We start from the raw sequence: 23,437 nt of genomic DNA, 5'->3' as shown, positions 1-23,437 counted from the left end.
TGCGCCGTGTCAGGTGGTTCAGGCCGGCAGCTTCGAGGAGTGGTGGTCGACGATCACGACGTCCCCGTCATCCTCGAGCTCGAAGACGAAGGTGAAGCGCGCCGGCACCTTGTCCCCGGACTCGCCCATGGTGAACGTGTAGAGGCCCGACAGCGACCCCGACGTGGGACTGAGCAGCTGCGGCACGGACTCGTCGATCTCGCCGGTCGGCTTCTTGGTGACGAAGTCGGTGAAATAGGCCAGTCGCTCGTCGGAGCTGTTGTACACCCCTGCCCACAACGTCGGAAGAAGTACCGCGTCCTCTCGGTAGAGAGCGTTGATCGCCTGGGGGTCGCCCTGCGCGACGGTATCGAGCCAGGTATCGAACTGGTCCTCGATGCGGTCGAGGGTGAGTTCGCCGACCGCGTGGGCGGAGGCGTTGGTGCCTGCGGCGGTGTCGGTGTCGGCTGCGGCGGGCGTGGATGCCTGCCCGGTGCCGCATGCCGCCAGAACGATGGCGACTGAGGCGACGGCAGCGACGGAGGTGGCGCGGACGACGGTCTTGGTGCGCATGGTCTTCCCTCTCGATCTGTTGTCACCGAACCACTTTCGGTGACAGATCAAGCATCGCGATGCGATTGCCAGCGCAGCGTCAGGGAAGTGTCAGCGGACGGACAACTTTCCACCCGGAGTGGTGTGGGCTGTGCACTCGATCCGATGCTGTGTGACCGCCCCCACCTCACACGTGTTGCGCCGGGTGGTCGCGACCGTCCATGCTCTCCCCCGGCCGCCCGACCGGATCCATCACCGGGTGAACTCACCACCGTCAGTACCATCTCGAGTACCTCGACTGCCGAGACCACCTCACCGCCGCCGGTGCCTGACGGGGTCGAGGTCGGGCCGCCGCGTCAGATCACCGAGCGGCCGCGGCGAGGGTCGACTCGGCCATGTCGTAGTGGTCGGCGATCAGTTCGACGGTGCGGGACATGGCGCTGCGCGAATGTCCCTGAACGGCGAGCATGACCTCGTCGACACCGGTTCTACTCTGTAGCTGTTCGAGGGTGTCGACGACGGTGCCGACGGTGCCGTGCACGTACTGCTGCCGGTAGTGGTCGAGAACGTTCCGCTCCTGAGCGGTCGCAGGGTAGGCCTCAGCTTCGGCCGGTGGGATCAGTGCGAACGGTTTGCGTTGGAGCATGCGGAGCATGGCCATGGCAGCGGATGTGGTCTGGCGGCTCGCTTCTTCCGCATCGTCGTGGGCGACGACTCCGACGCTGACGAGGCTGTACGGCTCGTCCAGGACGTCGGACGGTCGGAAAGTGCTCCTGTACAACAACATGGCACCGTCGACGTCTGCGTCCCCGAACTGCAACGCGAACGCGTACGGACGGCCCAGTCGGCCCGCCAACTGGGCGGAGTACGGGGAGGAGCCGAGGATCCACACCTGTGGCGCTGTGGCCGGTCGAGGAACCCTGTTCTGATCCGCCTGCCACGGGCCCGGGACGGCGTGCACGTTCGCATAACGATGGCCGCGGGGGAAGTCGTCGCCCAGAAATCCGATCACTTCGGCAACCCGAGAGGGGAAGTCGTCGCCGTTCGTGGTCCGCCGCAGCGCTTCCGCCGTCGCCGGATCGGTACCCGGTGCGCGCCCGAGTCCCAGATCGACTCGTCCCGGCGCGAGGGTGTCCAGCATCCCGAACTGTTCGGCGATCACCAGTGGTGAGTGGTTGGGCAGCATGACCCCGCCTGCCCCCAGGCGGATGCGTTCGGTTTCGCCGGTCAGTCTGGACAGCATCATTTGCGGCGAGGAGGCGGTCGCGCCGGGCATGGCGTGGTGCTCGGACATCCAGAACCGCTGATACCCGCTCCGTTCCGACGTCTTCGCCAGCTCGATGATCTCTGCGTAGGCCTGCTGAGCCGTCTGGCCGACCCCGGTGAGGGCGTTGTCGAGGACCGAGAGGGTGAACGGCGCGGTGCCGGAGTGTGGTGCGACGGTCATGGTCATACCGCGTGTTCAGCAGCACCCGGTCACTCAGCTCGTCGAGTACGCGATGGCTCATATCGCAGAGGACGCAGCCGAACTCGTCACCGGCCCTCTTGCAGGATCGATCGCCCGGTGCGAGGCACTGCCGTGCGACCGCCTGATGATCCGCACCCACGCCCGTCGGCGGTGGTGCTCCGTTCGGTGCGGGGACCGAGTGAGAGCGGCCCGGTCTTATTCACGAGGTAGGCAGTCGGAGGATGCGGCAGCCGAAAGAACTTGAGAGCCCGTTAGTTTCGACGAATGTGTCACCGGTCCCGACCGCGGGGGCCGTTGTTCGCTACTCCGGCTCGTAGGTGCTCGTGGAGATAGCGGCCTGTGATGCTGGAGGGGTCGGCGGCGACGTCGTCGGGTGTGCCGGTGGCGACGATGCGTCCGCCGGCGTCACCGCCGCCGGGGCCCATGTCGATGATGTGGTCGGCGTTGGCGATCATGTCGAGGTCGTGTTCGATGACGACGATGGTGGCGCCGTTGTCGTTGAGGCGGTCGATGACGGTGAGCAGTGTGCGGACGTCGAGTGGGTGCAGTCCGACGCTGGGTTCGTCGAAAACGAAGAGGGTGTCGGCTTGGTCGCGACGTAGTTCGGTTGCCAGTTTGAGGCGCTGCGCCTCGCCGCCGGAGAGAGCGGGTGTGGCTTCGCCGAGGGTGAGGTAGCCCAATCCGAGGTCGACGAGGGTCTGCAGGCGGGTGTGGACGCGCCGGAGGTCGGTGGTGAGCTCGAGCGCCTCGGTCACCGTGCAGGAGAGCAGGTCCGGGAGCGAGATGTCCGGTGGACCGGAGGCATTCTGGACAGGTCGGCGGATCTCGTGGGCGGCCGGGGAGTAACGCGTGCCGGAGCAGTCGGGGCAGTCGATGTCGACGTCCGGCAGGAACTGCACATCGAGTGAGATCTGGCCGGTTCCCTCGCACCGGGGGCAGCGCAGGGACCCTGTGTTGTACGAGAAGTCGGCGGCCGTGAGACCGCGCTCTGCGGCTGCCGGTGTCGATGCGAAGGCGCGGCGCAGGTCGTCGAGGATCCCGCTGTACGTGGCGACGGTGGAGCGCACGTTGATTCCGATGGGGGTGGCGTCGACCACGTTGACGCGCGTGATGCCCGGTGCGTCGAATGCTGTGACGTGTGCGGGTGGACGTCCGCCGGCGCCGCGAGCGATCAGTGCGGGCACCAGGCTGTCGAGAACCATCGTCGTCTTGCCGGACCCGGAGACGCCGGTCACCGCGGTGATACGCCCCGACGGGATGTCGACTGCGAGAGCGTGAACGGTGTGCAGGGGACGGGTGGTCAGGTGAATCCGTCCGCGGGCGAACATCTGATCGGACGGTGCGCGATCGCGCACGACGATGCCTTCGCGACCGACGAGGAAGCCGCCGAGCAGGGAGGCCGGATCGTCCCCCAGGTCGGCGGGAGTGCCGGTCGCCACCACGTGTCCGCCGTCTCTGCCCGCGCCGGGCCCCATCTCGACGATCCAGTCGGCGTCGCGTAGGACCTGGACGTCGTGGTCGACACACACCACGGAGTTCCCGTCCCGCAGGAGGTCTCGCATGATGTCGAGGAGGGCGTCGACGTTGGACGGGTGGAGTCCGATGGACGGTTCGTCCAACACGTAGAGCACTCCGGTGGTTCTGTTTCGCACCGCGCGCGCGAGTTGGACGCGTTGCCGTTCGCCCGTGGAGAGGGTGGCACTGCCGCGGTCGAGTGTCAGATAGCCCAGGCCGAGCCCGACGAGCCGCAGGGCCATCTCGAGGAGTGTGTCGACGAGGTTGCGCGCCATCTGCGTCATGTCCGCGGGCAGGGACGTCTCGATGGTGGTGACCCAGCCGGTGAGGTCGTCGAGAGTCTTGGCGGTGGCCTGGCCGAGATCGATGCCGCCGATGTGCGATCGGAGGGCCGAGTCGCTGAGACGGACGCCGTGGCAACTGGGGCAGGTGTGGGTGCTGATGTAACGGTCGACCCGGCTCAGCCCCTTCTCGCTCGTCGCCTTGTTCAGCGCTTCCTCCACCGCGCGTACGGCGTTGCGGTAGGTGAAGTCCATCTCGAACAGCTTGCCGTTCTGGGTGGGGACGGTGATGTGCCGCTTCTCCGCCGGGCCGTGCATGACGACGTCGCGTTCCTCGGCGCGCAGTTCTTCATATGGCACATCGGTGCGTACACCCATCTCGGCGACGACGCGAGGCATCACCGTGAGACCGAACATCGACCAGGGAGCCACCGCACCGGCGTCGATGCTCAGGCTCGGATCGGGCACCAACAAACTCTGGTCCACCTCGCGCACAACGCCGTTGCCCGAACACCGAGGGCAGGCGCCGTCGGAGTTGAAGGCGAGCGACTCGGCGCCCGGAGGGCGGAAGGTGGTTCCGCAGACCGGGCACGTCAGGTCGTGGTCGAGGGCGACCTCGACCGTGGGGTCGAGTCGGTGACCGTTCGGACAACAATGGGAACCCAAACGCGAGAACATCAATCGCAGGACATTGAGTAGCTCGGTCGACGTGCCGAAGGTGCTGCGCACGCCGGGCACGCCGGGTCTCTGGCGCAGGGCCAGTGCGGCCGGCACGTGCTCGACACTGTCGACGTCGGCGCGAGCGGACTGCGACATGCGGCGGCGGGTGTAGGTCGAGAGTGCCTCGATGTAGCGGCGCGAGCCCTCCGCGTACAGAACCCCCATCGCCAACGACGACTTTCCCGACCCCGACACCCCCGCGACCGCGACAAGCGTGTGCAGGGGTATCGACGCATCGATGTCGGCGAGATTGTGAACCTTCGCGCCGCGCACCTCGATCGCTGCCGGCTGCTCGTGCGCCGCGGCGGGCTGCCGCCGAGCGAGCACTCCGCCGCTCTCGCGCACGGTGGTGGTGGGGATCTCGTCGTGCGTCATCGGTTCTCCTCGATCGGGTGATGCAGTGCGGTGGCGCGCCCGGACGGCTCCATGAAGAACGCATCGCGATTGGGCCTCCGACGTGATTCAAGAATACACGTACCTGGAAGTTGCTTCCATGGAATACATATGCCATGGTTGTTCCACGGCCCCGACACGAGGGCTGTCCCGACACACGAACGAAGGACACCCACTCATGAGCACCACCACCGACCTCGCCCGTACCTACTTCACCGCCGTCCAGACCGGCGACATGACCACGCTCGGCGAGTTGCTGGCCGAGAACATCGTCTGGCACCAGCCGGGCTCGCACCGATTCTCCGGCGACCACACCGGCCGTGATGCCGTCTTCGCGCTCCTCGGGGCGATGATGGAGACCAGCGCCGGCACGTTCGCCATCGACGCCGTCAACTCGTACATGGACAACGGCGACCTGGTTGCCGCGTCGATCCACTTCTCCGGCCGCCGCGGTGAGCAGAGCATGGCCATGGACGGGGTGGACCTCCTGCGCGTGGCCGACGGCAAGATCGTCGAGATGTGGTTGTTCTCCGCCGACGCCGCCGCCGAGGACGCATTCTGGGGTCGCTGACCACCTCACCGGGGTACAACACCCAGCCCCCTTCGTGCGACGACAGGATCACCACCATGCCCATCATGACCGAGGACCAGTGGCGCGTGTTCGTCTCGGCTGGAACGCGCACCGGGAAACTGGCCACCGTCCGAGCAGACGGCAGCCCCCATGTCGCACCGCTGTGGTTCCTCCTCGACGATAAGGAGCTGGTTTTCCAGACCGAGACGACCTCGGTGAAGGGCCGCAACCTCGCCCGCGACCCACGGTTCGCGCTCGTCGTCGACGACGACCGACCGCCGTATTCGTTCGTCATGTTCCAGGGCACCGCCCGCATCGACCACGACCCGACCGAAGCTCGACGCTGGGCCGGCAGGCTGGGCGCCCAGTACATGGGCGACGATCGCGTCGACGAGTACTCCGAGCGCAACGGCGGACCCGGCATCGTCACCGTGCACGGACGCATCGACAAGGTCAGCGCGTTCGACGGTGTGGCGGCCGACTGACCTGATCACCTCGGGTGCGCTCGCACATCGCGAGCGCACCCGCCCACAAACAACACGGAACGGCCATGACGAACGACAACACCGCCCTTTTCGACAACCTCGTCCGGTACGAGATCGACCTCTGGAGCGCGATCGACAAGGCATTGCAGGCCGAGTGCGACCTGCACCTGACCTGGTTCGAAATCCTGCGCTTGATCGACGCTCATGACGGTGGTGTCCGGGTGCAGGACATCGCCGCCGAGTTCGCCATCACCGTCGGAGGAACCAGCAAGGTCGTCGACCGCATCGAAGCGGCGGGCTACTGCGCCCGCCGAGCGAACCCGGACGACCGCCGGTCCTCACTCGTCGCACTGACACCGGCCGGCCGCGAGATTCTCGCGGCAGGAACTGTCGTGTTCGACCGCGAACTCGACCGGCGCATCGGCGCGGTTCTCGACGACGACACCATTCGCGCAGTGGGCTCCGCTCTCGAGATGCTGCGGGCTGCAGGCAGATCGGCCGACAGTAGCCGGTGACCGCACGTCGATCTGTCACGTCCTCCGGATGCTCGGACCCGATCACAGCAAATTCGTGCGGCGAACGTAGATCGCGAGCTGGCCACAGTCCTGCAGGTCGAGTTCGCCGAGCGGCTCGAACACGTGGGTCCTGACTCTGGGCCGGGTCGATCGTGGGTGCGGTGCCGGGCGAGGAGGCGACGGGTCGCCGGAGCGGGAACGACCTGGGATCCGGTGTGCACCGCTCGCGACAAGGAGAAACTCGGTCTCCGCGTCCTCGAGGACGAGCCAGTCGGCGCGGCTCGATGCCGGACCAGGCTGCTTCCTCGATGTCGAAGTCGTCAGCACCAGCGCCGCGGGTCCGTCCGCCTCGAGGTTGCGGCGCAGGTCGGAGGTCGCGGCGACGCGGTCGACCCACGGCATCGCACGTCCATCACCACCACGTCAGGGGTGTGCTCACGGGCCATGGCCGTCACGGCGTCGCCCTGCAACTGAGCAGAGCAATGCCCGACGACCGGTGACCGCGCGCGGCAGCGACCAGTTTCGGGCGCGCCAGACCAGGTAACCCACCATCACGTCACCGCGCTCGGAACTTCGCGCCCGGGTGCGGCACACGAGTGGGGAGCTCGGTGGTGAACGCCAAAGGGTAATGGTCGCTGGCGGCACGACTACCGGCCGCCCCATGTCAGATGGCGGGCGACAGCCCTCAGCGCGGCCCGTGGTGGACGTCCGTTGCTACATGACTCTTGATTACCGTCCATTGGACCCAGTACAGACCAGATGGCGACGCCCTGACCAGCGGTAATGCACCGTCAGTCTCTGCCCGGAGAGCCCGAACACGCGAGTTTTCGAGTTGAAAGTCATGAATAAGTAGTGAGTGGCACCGAAACCAGAAGAGCCCCTGATCAGCATAACCGCTGATCAGGGGCCCTTTTTGGTGCGCCCACAGGGACTCGAACCCCGGACCCAGTGATTAAGAGTCACTTGCTCTACCAACTGAGCTATAGGCGCATGGTCGGAGCGGCTCGCGCTCCTCGGTGCGTGAAAGACATTAACACCTGGCGCGCAGGGAGTGAAATCGAGTCACTGACCTGCGCAGATGCTCAGCTGACGATCTTGCGGATCACCAGGATGGCGACGACGGCGCCGACGCCGATGAGCGAGAACTTCACGGCGGGCTCGTTGAGGGTGCCCACGACGCTGCGCTTGGTGTTCTCGACCAGCCGCTTCGGGTTGGCGCGCACGCTGAGCTCGTCCAGGGTCGACGCGAGCTGGTCGCGTGCGGCCTCGATGTCGCGCTCGATGTTGTCGGTGTTGCGTGCCACGAAAGCCCTCCCGGCTGGACGAAGATGCAGAACTTCTGCGGTCGCCTCAGAGCCTAGAGCACGACGCCCGGCGCGCCTGCCCGGCTCGGACGAGTCGGCTAAGTTTGGCATCGTGACCACGACCTCGAGACTGTCCGCAGGCGACGCTGCTCCCGCCCTGTCCCTCCCCGACGCCGACGGCAACACCGTGTCGCTGGCGGACTACGCCGGCCGACGCGTGGTCGTCTACTTCTACCCCGCCGCGGCGACGCCGGGGTGCACGAAGCAGGCGTGCGACTTCCGCGACAGCCTGGCGCAGCTCAACGATGCGGGCCTCGAGGTGATCGGGGTGTCGCCGGACAAGCCCGCCAAGCTGGCGAAGTTCCGCGACGACGAGGGCCTCACGTTCCCGCTGCTCTCCGATCCGGAGAAGTCGACCTTGCAGGCGTGGGGCGCGTTCGGCGAGAAGTCGATGTACGGCAAGACCGTCACGGGCGTCATCCGCTCGACGTTCGTCATCGACGCCGACGGCAAGGTCGAGGTGGCTCAGTACAACGTGAAGGCCACCGGCCACGTCGCCAAGCTCATCCGCGATCTGAAGCTCTGAGCCGCCACTGCTCGGGCAGGCGGCTCAGGAACGCTGCTTCGGCCACCGCGATGGTCTCGATCTCGCTGGGGTCGACGCTCTCGTTCGGTGCGTGAATGGTCGACAGCGGCTCCTCGACGCCCATGAGGACGATCTCCGCATCCGGCACCGCGCGCTGCAGCGCGGTGCACAGCGGAATGGAACCGCCCTGCCCGGCGAACTGCACGGGCTCGCCGTAGGCGTCGCTCAGCGCGGTCATCAGCGTGCCGTACGCGGGGCCGTCCGTACGGGCGGCGAAGGGTGATCCGACGGCATCCGGCGTGACCGTCACCCGCGCGGACCACGGCGCCGCATTCGTCAGGTGAGTGACGAGCAGATCACGCGTCTTCTCGGCGTCCATGCCGGGCGGTACGCGCAGTCCGATGCGCGCGGACGCGCGAGGCACCACGGCGGCGGCGCTTCCCACCACGGGTGGGCAGTCGATGCCCATGACGGTGACGGATGGCCGGGCCCAGAGATGGTCCGCGATGGACCCGCTCCCGGTGAGCTCCACACCGTCCAGCACGCCCGCATCCGTCCGGAAACGCTCGACCGGACACTCGGCACCGTCCCACACGCCGGAACCGTCCACCCCGTCGATGGTGGTGTCTCCGTTGACGTCGTGCAGCGTGGCGAGCATTGAGACGAGGGCCACCAGTGCGTCGGGCGCAGGACCGCCGTACATGCCGGAATGCACTGCGCCGCGGAGTGTCTCGACGTCGACCCGCACGATCGCCATGCCGCGCAGCGACGTCGTCAGCGTCGGCGTTCCGACGGCGATGTTGCCCGTGTCGCCGATGACGATCACATCGGTCGCGAACAGTTCGGGACGATCGTGCACCAGGTCCTCGAGGCCACCGGTCCCGGTCTCCTCTGAGCCCTCGCACACCACCACAATGCCCACCTCGGAGTCGGAGCCGAGCGCACGGAGCGCCGCGAGGTGCATCAGCACGTTGCCCTTGCAATCGGCCGAACCGCGTCCGAACCAGCGACCGTCCCGATCGGTCAACTCGAAAGGCGCGCTCTTCCAGAGAGACTCGTCGCCCGCAGGCTGGACGTCGTAGTGCGAGTACAGCAGGACCGTCGGAGCACCGTCCGCAGCGCGGCGCCGACCGATGACGGCCGCCGATCCGTCGGACGTCTCGTGCAACTCCGTGCCCGTCACGCCGGCGTCGCGGAACGCGTCTCGCACCCACTCCGCGGCGGAGCGGCACTCGGACGGCGGCGCCTGCTCGGGATCGGCGATGGAGCGAAAGGCGACGAGGTCTGCCAGTTCGGCGCGCACTCGCGGCATGCTCGCACGCACGCGGTCTCGGAGCTCGGACAACTGCGCATCGGTACCAGAGGTCATGGAAAACAGTCTGACACCTCGACGCGTCGACCTACTGCGGGAACTCCTGGTTCAGCCACTGCCCGGTCTGCTGCCAGTGCTTTGCCCACGCCTCGTCCTGCAGCTGCTGCGGGGACTTGTTCGGATCCTGCTCGGGCACCGGGACGGTGAACTGCGGAGCGGGTACCGCACTGGGAGAGGACGACTGCTGCTGTGGCGGCGTGGTGGTCCACGGCGTGGGCGCCGGCGCAGCGGCGGTCGGCGACCAGGGTGCTGCCGACGGCGCGGTCCAGTCGTAGGCCGCGGCGTCTGCTGCGGCGTCCTCTGTCGGAACCGGCGCTGCCGGAGCAGCGGGGGCCGGCGACGCGGCCGGAGCAGCGGGAACCACCGGTGCCGCGGCTGCGGGAGCATCTGCCACCGGGGACGCGGAGCCACCGTTCGGGGCCTGCTGCTCAGCGGCGGTGTTCTGGGGCACGCTGTCCGATCCACCGGACATCACGGCAGCGGTACCGATGCCCGCCGCGACCAGCGCTGCTGCTGCAGCAGCGCCGGCGAACCCGACGAAACGGCGCGAGCGGCGACCGGTGGGAGCGACGGACGCGGCCGTCACCACCGGGATGGCCTCGGTCCGAGCATCGTCGATCGGATCGACGACAGCAGGCGCTACGACGGCGGGGAACACCTCGGTGTCGGTGTCGGACGACGTCGTGGGAGGAACGGCCTTGTCGACGGGCGTGACCTCGTCGGCGGACGCGACTCGGGGGCGAGCAGCCGCGGCGGCGGCACCTGCCACACCGGCACGTGCCGCTGCGGACTTCGAGATCGGCGACGCGGACGCGCCCGACTTCACGACGCCGGACTTCCCCGCACCGGTCGCGGACCGGCGTACCGGCTTGGCCGGGACGGGACGCGTCGGGCGCAGAGGTGGGCGGGCTGCCGCTGCGGCGGCGGCGACAGCGGAGGGTGTGGTCCGCTGCCAGGGCGCGACATCGTCGGCAGGAGGAGTGGCGTCGTCGTCGAGTGTCGTGCCGTCGGCGGGCGTGTCCGCGACGACCGGGGTGGGAGAGTCGAAGACGGGAACACCGAACGCGAGTTCGAGGATGGGCGGAGCCACGTCGATGTCAGCGGCAGCGCCCGAGGTCACGACGGACATGACACAGGCGTCGGCGACGTCCACCAGGTCCCACAGCATCGGCACCGTCAGCCCGATCTGCTCGGGCGAGAAGTCCTCGAGGTCGATCGACTCGGCGACGCCGAGGTCCGACCCGTCGATGGGAGACAGCAGGGACGCCGTCACCGTGGACCCGTCCAGGTGATACAGCAGAACGGCGGAGACCACGGTGGTGTCACCACGGGTCTCGGGTGCGCTGCTGTTGCGGGGGGTGTCGTTCATGATGTGCCTCCTCTTCTCGAAGACGAACCGGAAGCCGACACAGCCGTCGTGACTCCCCCGAGACCGGCCTGAACGATCGACTACATGCTCCGTCAGTGAACGATGCGTCTTGTAACAGTCTCTAAACATACCGTAAGTTCATATTGAATGCGGCCGAACGGTAGCTCGCTGTTCGAGAACGGTGGGTCGACCGATACTGTTGGTGACGTGGAGTCGACCGACGGAGCACCGGGGCGCAGCACCCCGATCACCGAGGAGACGGCGCACGAACAGGGCCTTCACGACGAGACCGATGTCCGCGACGGGGCCGACACCAGCGAGAACGCGGACGAGAACGAGCCCGTCGAGCTGCTCCCCCGTCGCCGCCCCACCCAGGAGCGCAGCAAACGGAAGTTCGACGCATTGTTGACGGCGTCGCGCGAACTGTTGACCGACGTGGGGTTCGAGTCGTTCACGTGCGAGGAGGTCGCGGCCCGCGCCGGGCTGCCCATCGGCACGCTGTACCAGTTCTTCGCCAACAAGTACGTCATCGTGTGCGAACTGGGTCGCCAGGATCTCGCAGGCGTGCGCCAGGAGTTCGCCGATTTCGACGGGGAGGTTCCGTCACTCGACTGGCTACGCTTCCTCGACGACTTCCTGGACCATCTCTCCAGCCTGTGGACGTCGGATCCGTCCCGACGCGAGGTGTGGTTGGCGATGCAGTCCACCCCGGCCACACGCGCCACCGGCATGATCCACGAGAAGGCGTTCGCCGCCCAGGTGGAGCGGGTGCTCGCACCGCTCACACCCCGCACCCCACGTGCCCGCCGCAACCTCATGGCCGAGGTGCTCGTGCACGTCGTCTACTCCATGCTCAACTTCTCGGTGCAGGACGGTCAGAGTCACGCCGACGCCGTCGCCGAGCTGAAGCGCCTGATGGGCGCCTACCTGTTGGTGGCAGAAAAGGAGAGCCGACGCTGATCGCGTCGGCTCTCCTCTTCTCCGTCATTCGTCTGACGATCACTCCTCGAGGATCGCCACCGCTCCCGCCATGTCGCCGTCGTGGGTCAGCGACAGGTGGATCTTGACCGTCGGCAGGAACTCCGCGGCCATGCCGTGCAGCTTGATCGACGGACGTCCCCACGCGTCGTTGACGACCTCGATCAGCGGGTACGGGTTGTCGCCGATCTGGGGCGCACGAGCGAAACGTGATGCGGCCCAAGCCTTCAGCACCGCTTCCTTCGCGGCCCACCGCGCGGCGTAGTGCCGCGCGGGATCCGCACTGCGCGTGGCGGCGTGGCGGCGCTCGCCGGCAGTGAAGCTGTCGCGGACCATGGTGGTCCCGACCTTCTCCATCTGCTCGGCGAACTCCGAGACCGACACCAGATCCAGACCGACTCCCAGGATGCTCACTCGGCCACCGTACGGTAGACGTCGTCCGCGCCGAGGCGAGAATCTTCGCTCAGCAGCAGATCGATCTCGAGCTCGTGCTTCGCATCGCTCGACGTGCCGTCGTGGCCCAGTCGGCGATCCTCCGGACGCTCGTACAGCGAGGATCCGCCGCACATCGCCTCCATCAGCCGCCGCTTGCCGGCCACCACACGTGCCTGCGCCTTCGCCGTGTACTCCTCGCGCTGCGCGGCCGGAACCGCCTCGAGGAACGCCTGCGGGTGCACCACGGCGATGATGCCGGACACATGGCCGAAACCGAGGCTGGTCAGCAGACCGGCCTTGAACGGCAGCCGCTCCCCGAAGCGCAGCGGTTCGCGTACCCAGACCAGGTTCTCGAACTCGGTCATCGTGTCGTCGACGCAGTCGAGACTGCGGTTCGGCGGCACGACGCCCTCGGCCAGCACCTGGCAGAGACCGATCAGCTGGAAGGCGGCAGCGCCGCCCTTGCTGTGTCCGGTCAGCGACTTCTGCGAGACCACGAAGAGGGGGTTGCCCTCCGTGCGGCTCAGTGCTCGGGCCAGACGCGTGTGCATCTCCGCTTCGTTGGGATCGTTCGCGTTGGTCGACGTGTCGTGCTTGGAGACGATCGCGATGTCGTCCGCGGAGACGCCGAGTGCGCTGAGCGACAACGCCATCGCCGAGTCCTGACCGCCGCGGGCAGCGCCGAGGGCGCCGAGACCGGGAGCCGGGATCGACGTGTGCACGCCGTCACCGAAGGACTGCGCCCACCCGACGACACCGAGGACGGGCAGGCCCATCTCCAGAGCGAGGTCACCGCGAGCCAGCAGAATCGTTCCGCCGCCGTGCGACTCGACGAAGCCGCCGCGTCGACGGTCGTTGGCTCGGGAGAACCGGCGATCCGAGATGCCCTTGGCGTGCATCGCCGAGGCCTCCGCCGTCGCCGACATGTCGCCGAAGCCGATGATGCCCTCGGTGCTGAGGTCGTCGAACCCGCCGGCCACGACGAACGTCGCCTTGCCGAGCCGGATCTTGTCCACGCCCTCCTCGACCGAGACCGCCGCCGTGGCGCAGGCCGCGACCGGGTGGATCATCGCGCCGTACGACCCGACGTACGACTGCACCACGTGCGCCGCAACGACGTTCGGCAGTGCTTCCTGCAGGATGTCGTTCGCACGAGCGTCGCCCAGCAGGGTGTCGATGTACAGCGAGCGCATCGACTCCATGCCGCCCATACCGGTGCCCTGCGTATTGGCGACCAGCGAGGGGTGCGTCCAGCGCATGAGCTCGGACGGGGTGAAGCCGCTGGTGATGAACGCGTCGACCGTGCAGACGATGTTCCACAGCGCGACCCGGTCGATGGAGCTCGCCATGTCCGGCGAGATGCCCCACTTGGTGGCGTCGAATCCCGTGGGGATCTGACCACCGACCGTGCGCGTCAGCTTCATCTGACGCGGTACGCGGATCTCGGTGCCCGCCTTGCGCGTGACCTGCCAGTCACCCTCCGCGTTCTGGTTCACGACCGTCCGCTCGGGATCGGCACCGACGAAGGCGCGTGCCTCCGCCTCGCTGCCGACGACGAACGTCAGATCGTTGTCCAGGAACACCGAGGTGAGCAGCGGCGCGGTGTTGTTCACCATCGCGCCGTCGTCCTCGTACTGCCGGATACCGCAGCGTTCGACGACCGTGTCGTGGTACCGGTCGGCGATCTCCGCCTCGGGCACCAGATCGCCCGACTCGGCGTCGTACCACCCCGGCTTGGGATCGTTCTCCCAGACCACCAGGCCGGTGTTCCACGCGAGTTCGAGAACGCCTGCCGCCGAGAGCTTCTCGTCGACCTCCATCTCGAAGCGGGTGCGTGCGCTGCCGTACGGCCCGAGCTCGCCCGTTCCGACGATGACGACCATCTCGGACGGCTCGATGTCCAGAGCGGTCCACGCGGGTGCTGCGGGCTGCTCGTCGAGCCGCGGCGGCGCGGGAAGCGCGTCGACGGTGGCGAGTGCCTCGGCGACGGCGTCGTCCGCGACGGCCTCGTCGGCCGCCTGCTTGGCGAGTGCGGCCAGATCGAGGCCCGCCTCGGCGAGGCCGCCGGTGAGATCGACCTCGAGCGGTGCCTGCGCGGCGGCGGTCCGGGACTCCTCGTCGCAGGTGGCGAGCAGCTGCTCGGCCATCTCCGCCGTGGACCAGGTGCGCACACCGGCTGCCTCGGCAGCGTTGGCCACCGGGTCGTTGTGACCCATGAGGCCGGTGCCGCGGACCCAACCGATACGGGCGTGCACCAACGTGACTCGCTCGGCCCAGGTGCGCTCCGCCTTCCAGCGGTTCACCACGGCGTCGAGCGCTGCCTTGGACTCGCCGTAGGCACCGTCGCCACCGAACAGTCCACGGTTCGGCGAACCGGGAAGTGTCACGTGCAGACGGGTGTCGACGTCGCGGTCGTGACCGATCTTCGACAGACCACCGATGAGACGCTCGACCGACCAGAGCAGGACGCGCATCTCCATCTCGGCGCGGGCACCGGCGTCGGACAGCTCGCCGGCGACCCGCGGTGCCGCGAAGGGGAACAGCATCGTCGGGGTGACGGCGGGCTTGACCAGCTTCTTCGCGCCACCGGCCGAATCGATCTGGTCGCTGCCGATCCACTCGATCAGGGCATCGACGTCGGCGTACGAGGCCATGTTCGCCGGGACCACCCAGAGGGCTGCTCCCGCAGTGGCATTCGTGCGGTAGAGCTCACGGTAGAACCCGACTCGGCTCTCGTCGAGACGCGAGGTGGTGAGGAAGACGGTCGCACCGCCGGCGAGCAGTTCCCCGGTCACCGCAGCGGCGATCGAGTTCTTGCTGGCGCCGGTGACGACCGCGACCTGGCCGGTCCAGCGGGTGGACGCCTCGGTCGACTGCGCCGCAGCCGACGCGATGGCGCCGTAGGTGGCCGCCAGGTCGCCGCGCCCCTGGGCGTCGGCCTTCTGCTGCCACCAGCTCGCCTGGGACGCGACCGCCGTGCCGGTTCCGGCGAAGGTGTCGACAGCGAGTGCCTGCGCCTTCTCGTCCCCCAGCCACAGCCGGGCGAGATCCTCACGCGCACTGGCCCAGCGGTCGTCGATCAGCACCGCCTTGCGGGCGTCGAACGACGGAGCGACCAGACGCGGCCAGTCGGTGCCGAGCTCGGTGGACACCAGGTCGACCAGCTCGGCCTCGCTCGCGTCCGCCTCGGGCAGGGTGAGGTTCTCGGCGAATCCGAGCTGCTCGAGGACCAAGCGGGCCGCCGAGGCCAGCACTCCGCTGCGCCCGGTGATGTTCTCGGTGAACTCACCCAGGGCGGCCGCGTCGACGGTGCCACCGCCGCCGCTGCCCCCACTGGAGGGCATGGACACCTGGATGCCGCGTCGCTGACCGACCGCAGTCACGGCTGCGTCGATGACCGCGTCGACCGCGGCACCGTCGGCGACGGCACCGTCCGCGAGACCACCGAGGTCGCCGCCGCGGATCGATGCGCCGTCCCTGGTGCCGAGGGCGACCTCGGCGGTGACGTGGTGGGCCCACCCGTCACCGAGCTGCCACACCTTGGCGACGCGCTCCGCGATGGAGCCGGGGCGACGTCCCGACGGTCCGAACACCTTGCGCAGGTGATCGTTCACCGAGTCGCTGAGCACCGGCCCGAACGGACGGTAGGTACGTGCCAGCTTGTTGACGGTGCCGGCGAGGGCACCCATGTCGGCGTCGGCCGCGCCGTCGATCGCGCCGAGCGACAGCTCGGAACCGAGATCGACGAGCAGCTGGTTACGCCGGGACGAGACGCCGTCGCACAGTGCCTCGATGGTGTCGGCGGGGCCGATCTGATCGATGCGGAGCTTGGTCCACAGGGCGATCAGCACGGTCGTGGCGTCCGACGCCGTGAACGCGATGTCGTCGGGACGCGGTCCACCGGCCGGGGCCGCGGGAGCAGCGACCGGGGCGGCGACGGCTGCCGGGGCAGCCGCCGGATCGGCAGCGGGAGTCTCGGACTCGGGCTCGTCCACCATCTCCGGGTCGGTGTCCGTGGAGAAGACGACGGCCGCGTCGCGCTCGATGTTGAGCACCTCGACGGGGTGGCCGATGCGACCGGGAAGCTTGAGCGTGTTGGTCGCGAGGTTGGCCACCGTGGGAACGGATCCCAGACCCACCTCGACGAAACGCTCGATGCCCAGTCCGCCGTCCGACTCGTCGGCGAACAGCAGGTCCTGCGTCTCGATCCACCGGACCGGGCTGGCGAACTGCCATGCCAGCAGCTCGGTCAGGATCACGCGGCACAGATCGGCCGGGCGGGCGGCCCAGTCGTCCCACCGACTCAGGACGTCGGCCAGCGGCTCGGACGGCACCAGGTCGGCGATCTCCTGCACGAAGTCACGATCGAGCGTGAACAGACGCGGAACCAGGTTGGGGATGTAGCGGCCGACGAGGATCGACGGGTCGATCGTCTCCGGGAGCAGCTCGAGGAGACGAGCCCGGAAGTCGTCCACACCGCCGCGCAGAACGGTGGAGTGGAACGGGACGTCGATGCCGGGGACCAGGATGAAGGCCCGCTTGCCGCCGAACTCGGCACGGCGACGGTCGATCTCGCGCTCGAGCTCCTCGAGACCCGCGACGGTGCCGGCGATGGCGTACTGGGAGCCGCGCAGGTTGAGGTTGACCACCTGCAGGAACTCGCCGGTGCGCTCACCGATGGACTCGACGAATCCGATGACGTCGTCGTCGGCGAGGCCGACCTGGGACGGACGGATAGCGGCCATGCGGTACTGGCTGCGGCCCTTCGCATCACGCGGGACCAGCTGGTGCATGGCGGAGCCGCGCTGGAAGACCACTTCGAGGACGGCCTCGAGCGGCAAGACCCCGGCGACGGCGGCGAGAGCGTTGTACTCACCGACGGAGTGGCCGGCGAGGAACGAGTCCTCGACGAACGCGCCGGACTCGCGGAGCTCGGCCACCTGGGCGACACCGAGCACGGCCATCGCGACCTGGGTGAACTGGGTCAGGTGCAGGACGCCGTCGGGATGACGGTGGGTCACTCCCCTGGCCCGCAGTTCGGTCGGGTTGTCCCGCACGACAGCGAGAATGGAGAAGCCCAGGGCAGCGCGGGTGTGCTTGTCCGCTCGCTCCCAGATCTCACGGGCGGCCTTCGAGCGAGCCCGTGCGTCGAGTCCCATGCCGGGCTGCTGGATGCCCTGGCCCGGGAACGCGTAGACCGTCTTCGGTGCGGCGATGCGGCCGGTGGCCATCATGACCATGTCGCCGTCGACCTTGCAGGAGACCTCGACGATCTCGGAACCGGCCTCGTAGCCGACGCGATCGACGCGGACGTCGATCGAGGCGCCGGGACGCACCATGCCGAGGAAGCGCGTGGTCCACGCCGTGAGGCGACGCGGCGGAGTCGTCGCGGCCGGATCGACGGCGGTGACCACCTGCTGCGCGGCAGCCGAGAGCCACATGCCGTGCACGATGGGATCGCCGAGACCGGCGAGACGTGCTGCGGCGTCCGAGGTGTGGATCGGGTTGTGGTCGCCGGAGACCTGAGCGAACGCACCCATGTGACGCGGAGCCGTGATGGTGGTGTCGCGGCGACGGCGGCGCGGGGTCTCGACCAGCGCGTCGGTGACCGACCCGCCGGCGCGCGGCGGATCCGACAGCGTGCCGGTGCCGGTGCGGCCACGGATGGCGAACCGCTCGACGAGGGTGGCGACGACGGGAGCGTCGAGGCCCTCGCCCAGCATGGCGCCGATCTCGACGGAGACCTCGACCACGCGGCCGAGATCGGTGTCGACGACCTCGCCCGACTGCGCCTTCACCACCAGGATGCTGTGGTGGTCCGGGAGCGTGCCCATGAGATCGATGCGGTGGTCGAGGTGCACCAGGTCGAGCATGCCCTCGATGACGGAGCCGGCGTCGGCGGTACGCGCCGAGCCGAGCACGGCGAACACGGCGGGCCAGCACGCTCCGACGAGGACGTCGGGCACGGCCGAGTGGCCGACGCCGTAGTCCGCGGGGAGGCCGGAGCCGGTGACACCCGCATGGTCGGCGACGAGGTCGGGCGACCAGGCGATGTTGAGGCGAGCAGCGCCGCCCTTGACCGTCGGGAGTTCCTGTCCCGCAGCGACTCCGAGCAGTGCGGACATCGACGACTCGGCGTCCGCGTCGGTGACGAGCGGCGCTCCGCCGTCGACCGCCGAGGCGGGGACGGTGATGCGGATGTCGACGCTCTTGCCGGGCGAGAGCGGGACCGAGAGGAGCACCTGGTCCGAGCCGGCGACGGTCAGCGTGGCGCCGGTACGGGCGTGGGTGGCGGCCTCGTCGGACACGACGTCCCACTCGGACAGTGCACCGAGTCGACGAACGGGGTTGGGCGCGAGGCGCGATGCCCAGGTGATGTCCGGAGCGGCGAGCACCATGCCCACGAGACCGCCCGCGATGTCGGGATGACGGCGGGTGGCGACGGCGACGGAGTCCGCGCCGGAGCCGAGCAGGCGATCCGCGGTGGCCTTCTCGAAGCGGTTCAGCAGATCGCCGACCGGCTCGTTCAGCCGGTCGATGCCGGCGACTGCCACGGTGCCGGGGATGACGCAGACCTGGTCTGCCGAGTACCGCGCGTCGTGGGCCTGCCACAGCGAGTCACTGCGCCACCAGCGGCGGACGTCCTTGTCCACGACGGGAACGAAGTTGACCGGCTTGCCGGGGATGCGGCACAGCGAGATGAAGAACGGCACGTCGGCCGGGTGCAGCTCGACCGTCGAGGCGTCGGGGTAGGCCGCGACGAGTGCCCGCAGGGCATCGGCGGGGCGATCGAGGATGTCGTCCTCGGCGAAGAGGGTGGGAACGGGGCCACGGTCGACGGGGTGCAGGCGGGCCTCGGCGCGCTGGAGCATGTCGCGGAAGCGGACGCGCCACGTGACGTCGAGCCACGGAGTGTCGGTGTCGATGTCGTGCCCGACGGCGAGCTCGAGGTAACGCTCGAGCCAGCGCAGGTACGTCATGGACGCGACGTCGCCGAAGTACGGCTTCGCGGTGGCGTCGAGAGCGGCGATGATCTCGTCGCGGCGGGCGGCCACGGCTTCGTCGTCGCCGGCGACCTCGTCGAGCAGACGACCGGTCCGCGAGGCGGCGTTGTCGATCTCGTGGATGTCCGCGCCGAGCTGGCTGCGGCCGGAGGCCATGCCACCGATCGCGGTGCCGGCACCGACCCAGTCGGGCGTTCCGGGGGTGTCGACGAGGAGCTGCTTGACCTCGGGGGACGTTGTCGCCTCGAGCGTGGCCATCGCGGCGGTGCCGACGAGGATGCCGTCGAGCGGCATGGCCGGGAAGCCGGCGGCCTCCGACCAGCGTCCGGTGAGGTAGTCGGCTGCGCGCTCGGGAGTTCCGATGCCGCCGCCGACGCAGATGACGATGTTGTCGTGCGACCGCAGCTCCGCGTAGGTGGCTACCAGCAGGTCGTCGAGGTCCTCCCACGAATGGTGGCCACCGGCGCGGCCACCTTCGATGTGGACGATGACCGGGTAGTCCGGAACCTCGTTGGCGATGCGGATCACGGCGCGGATCTGCGCCACCGTGCCCGGCTTGAAGCAGACGTGGCTGATGCCGACCTCGGTCAGCTCCTCGATGAGCGCGACGGCCTCGTCGAGCTCGGGGATGCCCGCGGTGACGACGACGCCGTCGAACGGCGCACCCGCCGTGCGGGCCTTCTGCACGAGGCGCTTGCCGCCGAGCTGCAGCTTCCACAGGTAGGGGTCGAGGAAGAGCGAGTTGAACTGCACGGACCGGCCCGGCTCGAGGAGCTCCTGCAGCTCGGCGACGTGGCCGGCGAAGATCTCCTCGGTGACCTGTCCGCCACCGGCGAGCTCGGCCCAGTGGCCGGCGTTGGTCGCGGCGGCGACGATCTTCGGGTCGACGGTGGTCGGGGTCATGCCCGCGAGCAGGATCGGCGACCGACCCGTCAGCTTGGTGAAGGACGTCTCGACGGCGGTGTACCCGTTCGGGAGGGTGACCACGGACGGGGCGAAGTCGCTCCACGGCCGGTCCACCTCGGGTGCGGCGCCGGGAGTGAGAAGGTTGCGGTGCCCGGTGCGGGTCGACGCGGCGACGACGCCCACGCCGTGGCCACTGATGTTCGATGCGGTCAGGCGGGTGAGGGCGTCACCGGGACCGAGGTCGAGGATCCACGAGGCGCCGGCGGTGACCACGGACTCGGTCGCGGCGACCCAGTCGACGGGATCGACCAGGATGGCCTGCGCGAGTGCGCGGGCACGGGAGACGTCGACGCCACAGCGCTCGGCCCACTGGCCGACGACGTCGACGGCCTCACCCATCTGCGGGTGGTGGAAGCCGACCTCGATGTCGAGGGGTTCGAAGACGGGAGCGAAGATCGCGCCGCCACGCTTCTTGGCGTCACGCTCGCGGGTCTCGGTGGCCGAGATCTCCTCGCAGCGCTGCTGCACGCGGACGAGCTTGGTGTACGGACCGCTGAGGACGACGCGGCGGCGACCGTTGCGGATGGCGACGACGGCGGACGTCGTGGCGTCGTCGCCCGCGACCTCGTCGACGATGGCCTGCAGACGGACGGGGTCGACGGCGGAGACGGCGATCATGGGAGCCCGCTCGCCCGAGCCGATGAGGGCACGGCGGCGGCCGACGAGACCGGCTGCGGCACCGATGAGCTGCGCGACGGCCAGCAGTTCGGCGTCACTGCGTCCCAGATCGGCGACTGCCGCCTCGGCGAGGACACCCTGCGAGTGGCCGATGACGGCGGAGGGCGGAGTGGCGGTCCAGTCCAGTCCCTGCACCGACAGCGCGCGCAGTGCGGCGATCTGGGTGAGGAGGACGCCGGGGACGGAGACGGCCGCGGAGGCGAGGGCCGCGGTGGACGGCCCGGCCGACGGATCGTCGGCGAGCTCCTGCTCCAGCATCCAGGCGATGGGATCGAAGCCGAGGGGCCGCACGACCAGGAGCTCCTGCGACACGGGCGCGAGGATGTCGGCCGCGGTGTTGACGAGATCGGTGATCTGCGGCTCGAGTGCACAGTCCCGGGTCAGCTCGTCGAGAGTGGGCAACCAGGGCGCACCCTGGCCACCGAAGGCGAACGCGTACGGCTCACCCGCGACGAACCGCTCCGCGAGCGACTCCGCCCGATCGGTGGAGCGCTGGCGGTTGGGGGGAGTGCTCTCGTTGATGGTCACGCGTGCGTGTCCTCTCCTACCTCGGATCGCGAGGTGCTGGGTACTTCTGACGCTGGGCTCGTTCGACGTGGCTGAGTTGTTCGACGTTGCTGGGCCACCGGCGACACGAGACTCCGGGAGCCCGAGACGGTGGGCAGTCGTCATCGACGGACCACTCGCATCTCGTGGGCTCAAGGATGACACGGAATCATGAGGAATTCCTCACGTTCTGTTTGACGTCCTAGTGCTACCCGCGGGTACGTCGTGATCGTGGCCAGGAACGGCGGCTCAACTGACCCGAAAGTAGGGTCGATCGCTGCAGACCAGGGCGGTTTCCGCGGGCGAGGAACCTGAGGGATTCCTCGTGTTCATCGTTACCAATTCGTTATACGAGCGGACGGGCGGTTCCTGTCGGACCGTCCGTCTATCTTCCTGATCGCACACGTCGTGCACCGAGACCGGGGGGACTCACATGACCGACACCATCGCAGCGATCCTCGACCGTTCGACGCAGACTGCCACCGCTACCGCCGTCGACGCGGTGATTCCACGGGAGACCTGGCCGTTCTGGTTTCCGGGGTGGGCCGGGGGACGTCGAGGCCGCTCTCCTCGACGCCGTGTTCTCGTCGAGAGCGACGTACGGCGGTCCCACCACGGGAGTGCGCCGGGTGATCGCCGCGTGGCGGCGCTCGCGATGCGGCGCGGTGGACGATCTCCGCGCTCTCACCACGCTCGATGCCGACGTCGTGGCCAACCGGCAGCGGGTTCCGGGGAATCACTCGACCAAGGCCGACGCCGCGCGGGCCGTCGCCGCCGCACTGCTCGCAGTCGGGGTGACCAGGGCGACGGACGTGGACGGGTCCGAGACGCAACACGACGCGTTCGTCTCCGTCGCAGGTGTCGGCGAGCTGTCATGGGAGTGCTTTCTCGGCGCCCTCGGCGTCGCGTCACCGCTGAGCGACGCCGGGGTCGACGACTTCCTGCGAGTGACACTCGCCGTGACCGTCGACGGAGTCGAGGACCGGAGTGCCGTCCTGGACGCGGTCGCAGGTGACCTCGACACCGACCGCGCGACGCTGCGGCACGCGGTGTGGCGCTACCAGCGTTCGCTCGTCCGCAGGCCGCGGACCCGCGAGGTGCCGGCCGAGGTCGTCTAGACTCACCTGCACGCGCGAGTGGCGGAATGGCAGACGCGCCACACTTAGGATGTGGTGTCCGACGGACGTGGGGGTTCAAGTCCCCCCTCGCGCACCAGCAGGTGAGTCCCACCACGACCCCTACGACGCGGTGTCGTTGACCGTGCGCGGTCCGGTACCGTCGTGGTGTGGATCAGAGCCGGGACACCACCCCCAGGACGCGCCGCCCAGCGCTCATCGTGCTGGTCATCGTCGCCGCCTGCGGATGCCTGGCGCTCGGGTACTGGCAGTGGGAACGATTCGAATCGTCGTCCGGCACGGGTCAGAATCTCGGCTACGCCTTCCAGTGGCCCCTTTTCGCCGCCTTCGTCGTGTTCGCCTACCGACGGTTCGTCCAACTCGAGGACACCGTGGACGAACCGGTGGAGTCCACGGTGATCACCGAGATCCCCACCGATCTCCTCCCGCAGCGCCCGACAGCTCGGACGACCCGCCTGCCCGACGACACTGCCGACGACGAGGAGACTCGTCAACTGCGGGAGTACAACAGCTATCTCGCGGAGTTGGACGCCGGCCGCGAGAACGACAGGAGCACTTCGTGAGCACCGCAGAACCTCGTCCCG

16 protein-coding genes and 2 tRNA genes are annotated in these 23,437 nt (G+C 68.8%); 9 read left to right on the top strand and 9 right to left on the bottom strand.

What is annotated here, in order from left to right; translation table 11 throughout:
* Nucleotides 1-18: 18 nt before the first annotated feature.
* Together QE449_RS06960 and QE449_RS06955 are read right to left on the bottom strand one after the other, a co-directional pair.
* The gene (locus tag QE449_RS06960) at nucleotides 19-552 is read right to left on the bottom strand and encodes a DUF4440 domain-containing protein (RefSeq protein WP_307108526.1); all 534 of its coding nucleotides are present in this window, start codon (nucleotides 550-552) and stop codon (nucleotides 19-21) included.
* 340 nt (nucleotides 553-892) lie between these two features.
* A complete protein-coding gene (locus QE449_RS06955; protein WP_307108525.1) occupies nucleotides 893-1,978 on the bottom strand; it encodes an LLM class flavin-dependent oxidoreductase in 1,086 nt (361 codons plus the stop codon).
* On the opposite strand from QE449_RS06955, the gene QE449_RS06950 reads away from it, so the two are divergent.
* Nucleotides 1,977-2,243 carry a CGNR zinc finger domain-containing protein gene (locus tag QE449_RS06950; protein ID WP_307108524.1) on the top strand — a complete coding sequence of 89 codons (267 nt, stop codon included), beginning with the start codon at nucleotides 1,977-1,979 and terminating at the stop codon, nucleotides 2,241-2,243. The two genes, QE449_RS06955 and QE449_RS06950, sit on opposite strands and share 2 nt — an antisense overlap.
* Nucleotides 2,244-2,268: 25 nt before the next feature.
* On the opposite strand, the gene QE449_RS06945 is transcribed toward QE449_RS06950, so the two are convergent.
* A complete protein-coding gene (locus QE449_RS06945) occupies nucleotides 2,269-4,890 on the bottom strand; it encodes an excinuclease ABC subunit UvrA (protein ID WP_307108523.1) in 2,622 nt (873 codons plus the stop codon).
* Between the two features lie 196 nt (nucleotides 4,891-5,086).
* Here QE449_RS06945 and QE449_RS06940 point away from each other — a divergent pair, with 196 nt between their 5' ends.
* From QE449_RS06940 to QE449_RS06930, 3 genes are all read left to right on the top strand, one after another.
* Nucleotides 5,087-5,479 (top strand): nuclear transport factor 2 family protein, encoded by a 393-nt coding sequence (locus QE449_RS06940; protein ID WP_027505506.1) that lies wholly within the window; start codon nucleotides 5,087-5,089, stop codon nucleotides 5,477-5,479.
* Nucleotides 5,480-5,544: 65 nt separating this feature from the next.
* A complete protein-coding gene (locus QE449_RS06935) occupies nucleotides 5,545-5,964 on the top strand; it encodes a PPOX class F420-dependent oxidoreductase (RefSeq protein ID WP_307108522.1) in 420 nt (139 codons plus the stop codon).
* 65 nt (nucleotides 5,965-6,029) lie between these two features.
* A complete protein-coding gene (locus tag QE449_RS06930) occupies nucleotides 6,030-6,479 on the top strand; it encodes a MarR family winged helix-turn-helix transcriptional regulator (protein WP_307108521.1) in 450 nt (149 codons plus the stop codon).
* A 914-nt stretch (nucleotides 6,480-7,393) separates the two neighbouring features.
* Here QE449_RS06930 and QE449_RS06925 read toward each other — a convergent pair.
* Nucleotides 7,394-7,469: transfer RNA gene (locus QE449_RS06925), tRNA-Lys, on the bottom strand.
* Nucleotides 7,470-7,561: 92 nt separating this feature from the next.
* A complete protein-coding gene (locus QE449_RS06920) occupies nucleotides 7,562-7,783 on the bottom strand; it encodes a DUF3618 domain-containing protein (protein ID WP_027505503.1) in 222 nt (73 codons plus the stop codon).
* Nucleotides 7,784-7,895: 112 nt separating this feature from the next.
* Between QE449_RS06920 and bcp the strand changes: the two genes are divergently transcribed.
* A complete protein-coding gene (gene bcp, locus QE449_RS06915) occupies nucleotides 7,896-8,369 on the top strand; it encodes a thioredoxin-dependent thiol peroxidase (protein ID WP_285185942.1) in 474 nt (157 codons plus the stop codon).
* On the opposite strand, the gene QE449_RS06910 is transcribed toward bcp, so the two are convergent.
* Both QE449_RS06910 and QE449_RS06905 read right to left on the bottom strand, forming a co-directional pair.
* The gene (locus QE449_RS06910) at nucleotides 8,347-9,738 is read right to left on the bottom strand and encodes a dipeptidase (RefSeq protein WP_307108520.1); all 1,392 of its coding nucleotides are present in this window, start codon (nucleotides 9,736-9,738) and stop codon (nucleotides 8,347-8,349) included. The genes bcp and QE449_RS06910 overlap by 23 nt on opposite strands.
* A 31-nt stretch (nucleotides 9,739-9,769) precedes the next feature.
* Complete coding sequence (locus QE449_RS06905) at nucleotides 9,770-11,110, bottom strand: hypothetical protein (RefSeq protein ID WP_307108519.1); 1,341 nt, start codon at nucleotides 11,108-11,110, stop codon at nucleotides 9,770-9,772.
* A 348-nt stretch (nucleotides 11,111-11,458) separates the two neighbouring features.
* Between QE449_RS06905 and QE449_RS06900 the strand changes: the two genes are divergently transcribed.
* A complete protein-coding gene (locus QE449_RS06900) occupies nucleotides 11,459-12,070 on the top strand; it encodes a TetR/AcrR family transcriptional regulator (RefSeq protein WP_027505499.1) in 612 nt (203 codons plus the stop codon).
* 39 nt (nucleotides 12,071-12,109) lie between these two features.
* Here the strand turns inward: QE449_RS06900 and QE449_RS06895 are convergent, their stop codons facing one another.
* Both QE449_RS06895 and QE449_RS06890 read right to left on the bottom strand, forming a co-directional pair.
* A complete protein-coding gene (locus QE449_RS06895) occupies nucleotides 12,110-12,502 on the bottom strand; it encodes a holo-ACP synthase (protein ID WP_027505498.1) in 393 nt (130 codons plus the stop codon).
* On the bottom strand, nucleotides 12,499-21,699 hold the full coding sequence (locus tag QE449_RS06890; RefSeq protein WP_307108518.1) for a polyketide synthase: 9,201 nt from the start codon (nucleotides 21,697-21,699) through the stop codon (nucleotides 12,499-12,501). Before QE449_RS06890 ends, QE449_RS06895 begins: the two co-directional genes overlap by 4 nt.
* Before the next feature lie 596 nt (nucleotides 21,700-22,295).
* Here QE449_RS06890 and QE449_RS06885 point away from each other — a divergent pair.
* The 3 genes from QE449_RS06885 to QE449_RS06875 all read left to right on the top strand — a co-directional run bounded on the left by QE449_RS06885 (nucleotide 22,296) and on the right by QE449_RS06875 (nucleotide 23,416).
* A complete protein-coding gene (locus tag QE449_RS06885; RefSeq protein WP_307108517.1) occupies nucleotides 22,296-22,835 on the top strand; it encodes a hypothetical protein in 540 nt (179 codons plus the stop codon).
* Between the two features lie 12 nt (nucleotides 22,836-22,847).
* A tRNA-Leu gene (locus QE449_RS06880) sits at nucleotides 22,848-22,932 on the top strand.
* Nucleotides 22,933-23,002: 70 nt separating this feature from the next.
* The gene (locus QE449_RS06875; protein WP_027505496.1) at nucleotides 23,003-23,416 is read left to right on the top strand and encodes a hypothetical protein; all 414 of its coding nucleotides are present in this window, start codon (nucleotides 23,003-23,005) and stop codon (nucleotides 23,414-23,416) included.
* Nucleotides 23,417-23,437 lie beyond the last annotated feature (21 nt).

Origin of the sequence: Rhodococcus sp. SORGH_AS_0303, from assembly GCF_030819335.1 — a bacterium.
Lineage (GTDB): Bacteria > Actinomycetota > Actinomycetes > Mycobacteriales > Mycobacteriaceae > Rhodococcoides.
Note: the sequence above shows the minus strand (reverse complement) of the source record. Positions and strands in the feature narration are given on the sequence as shown.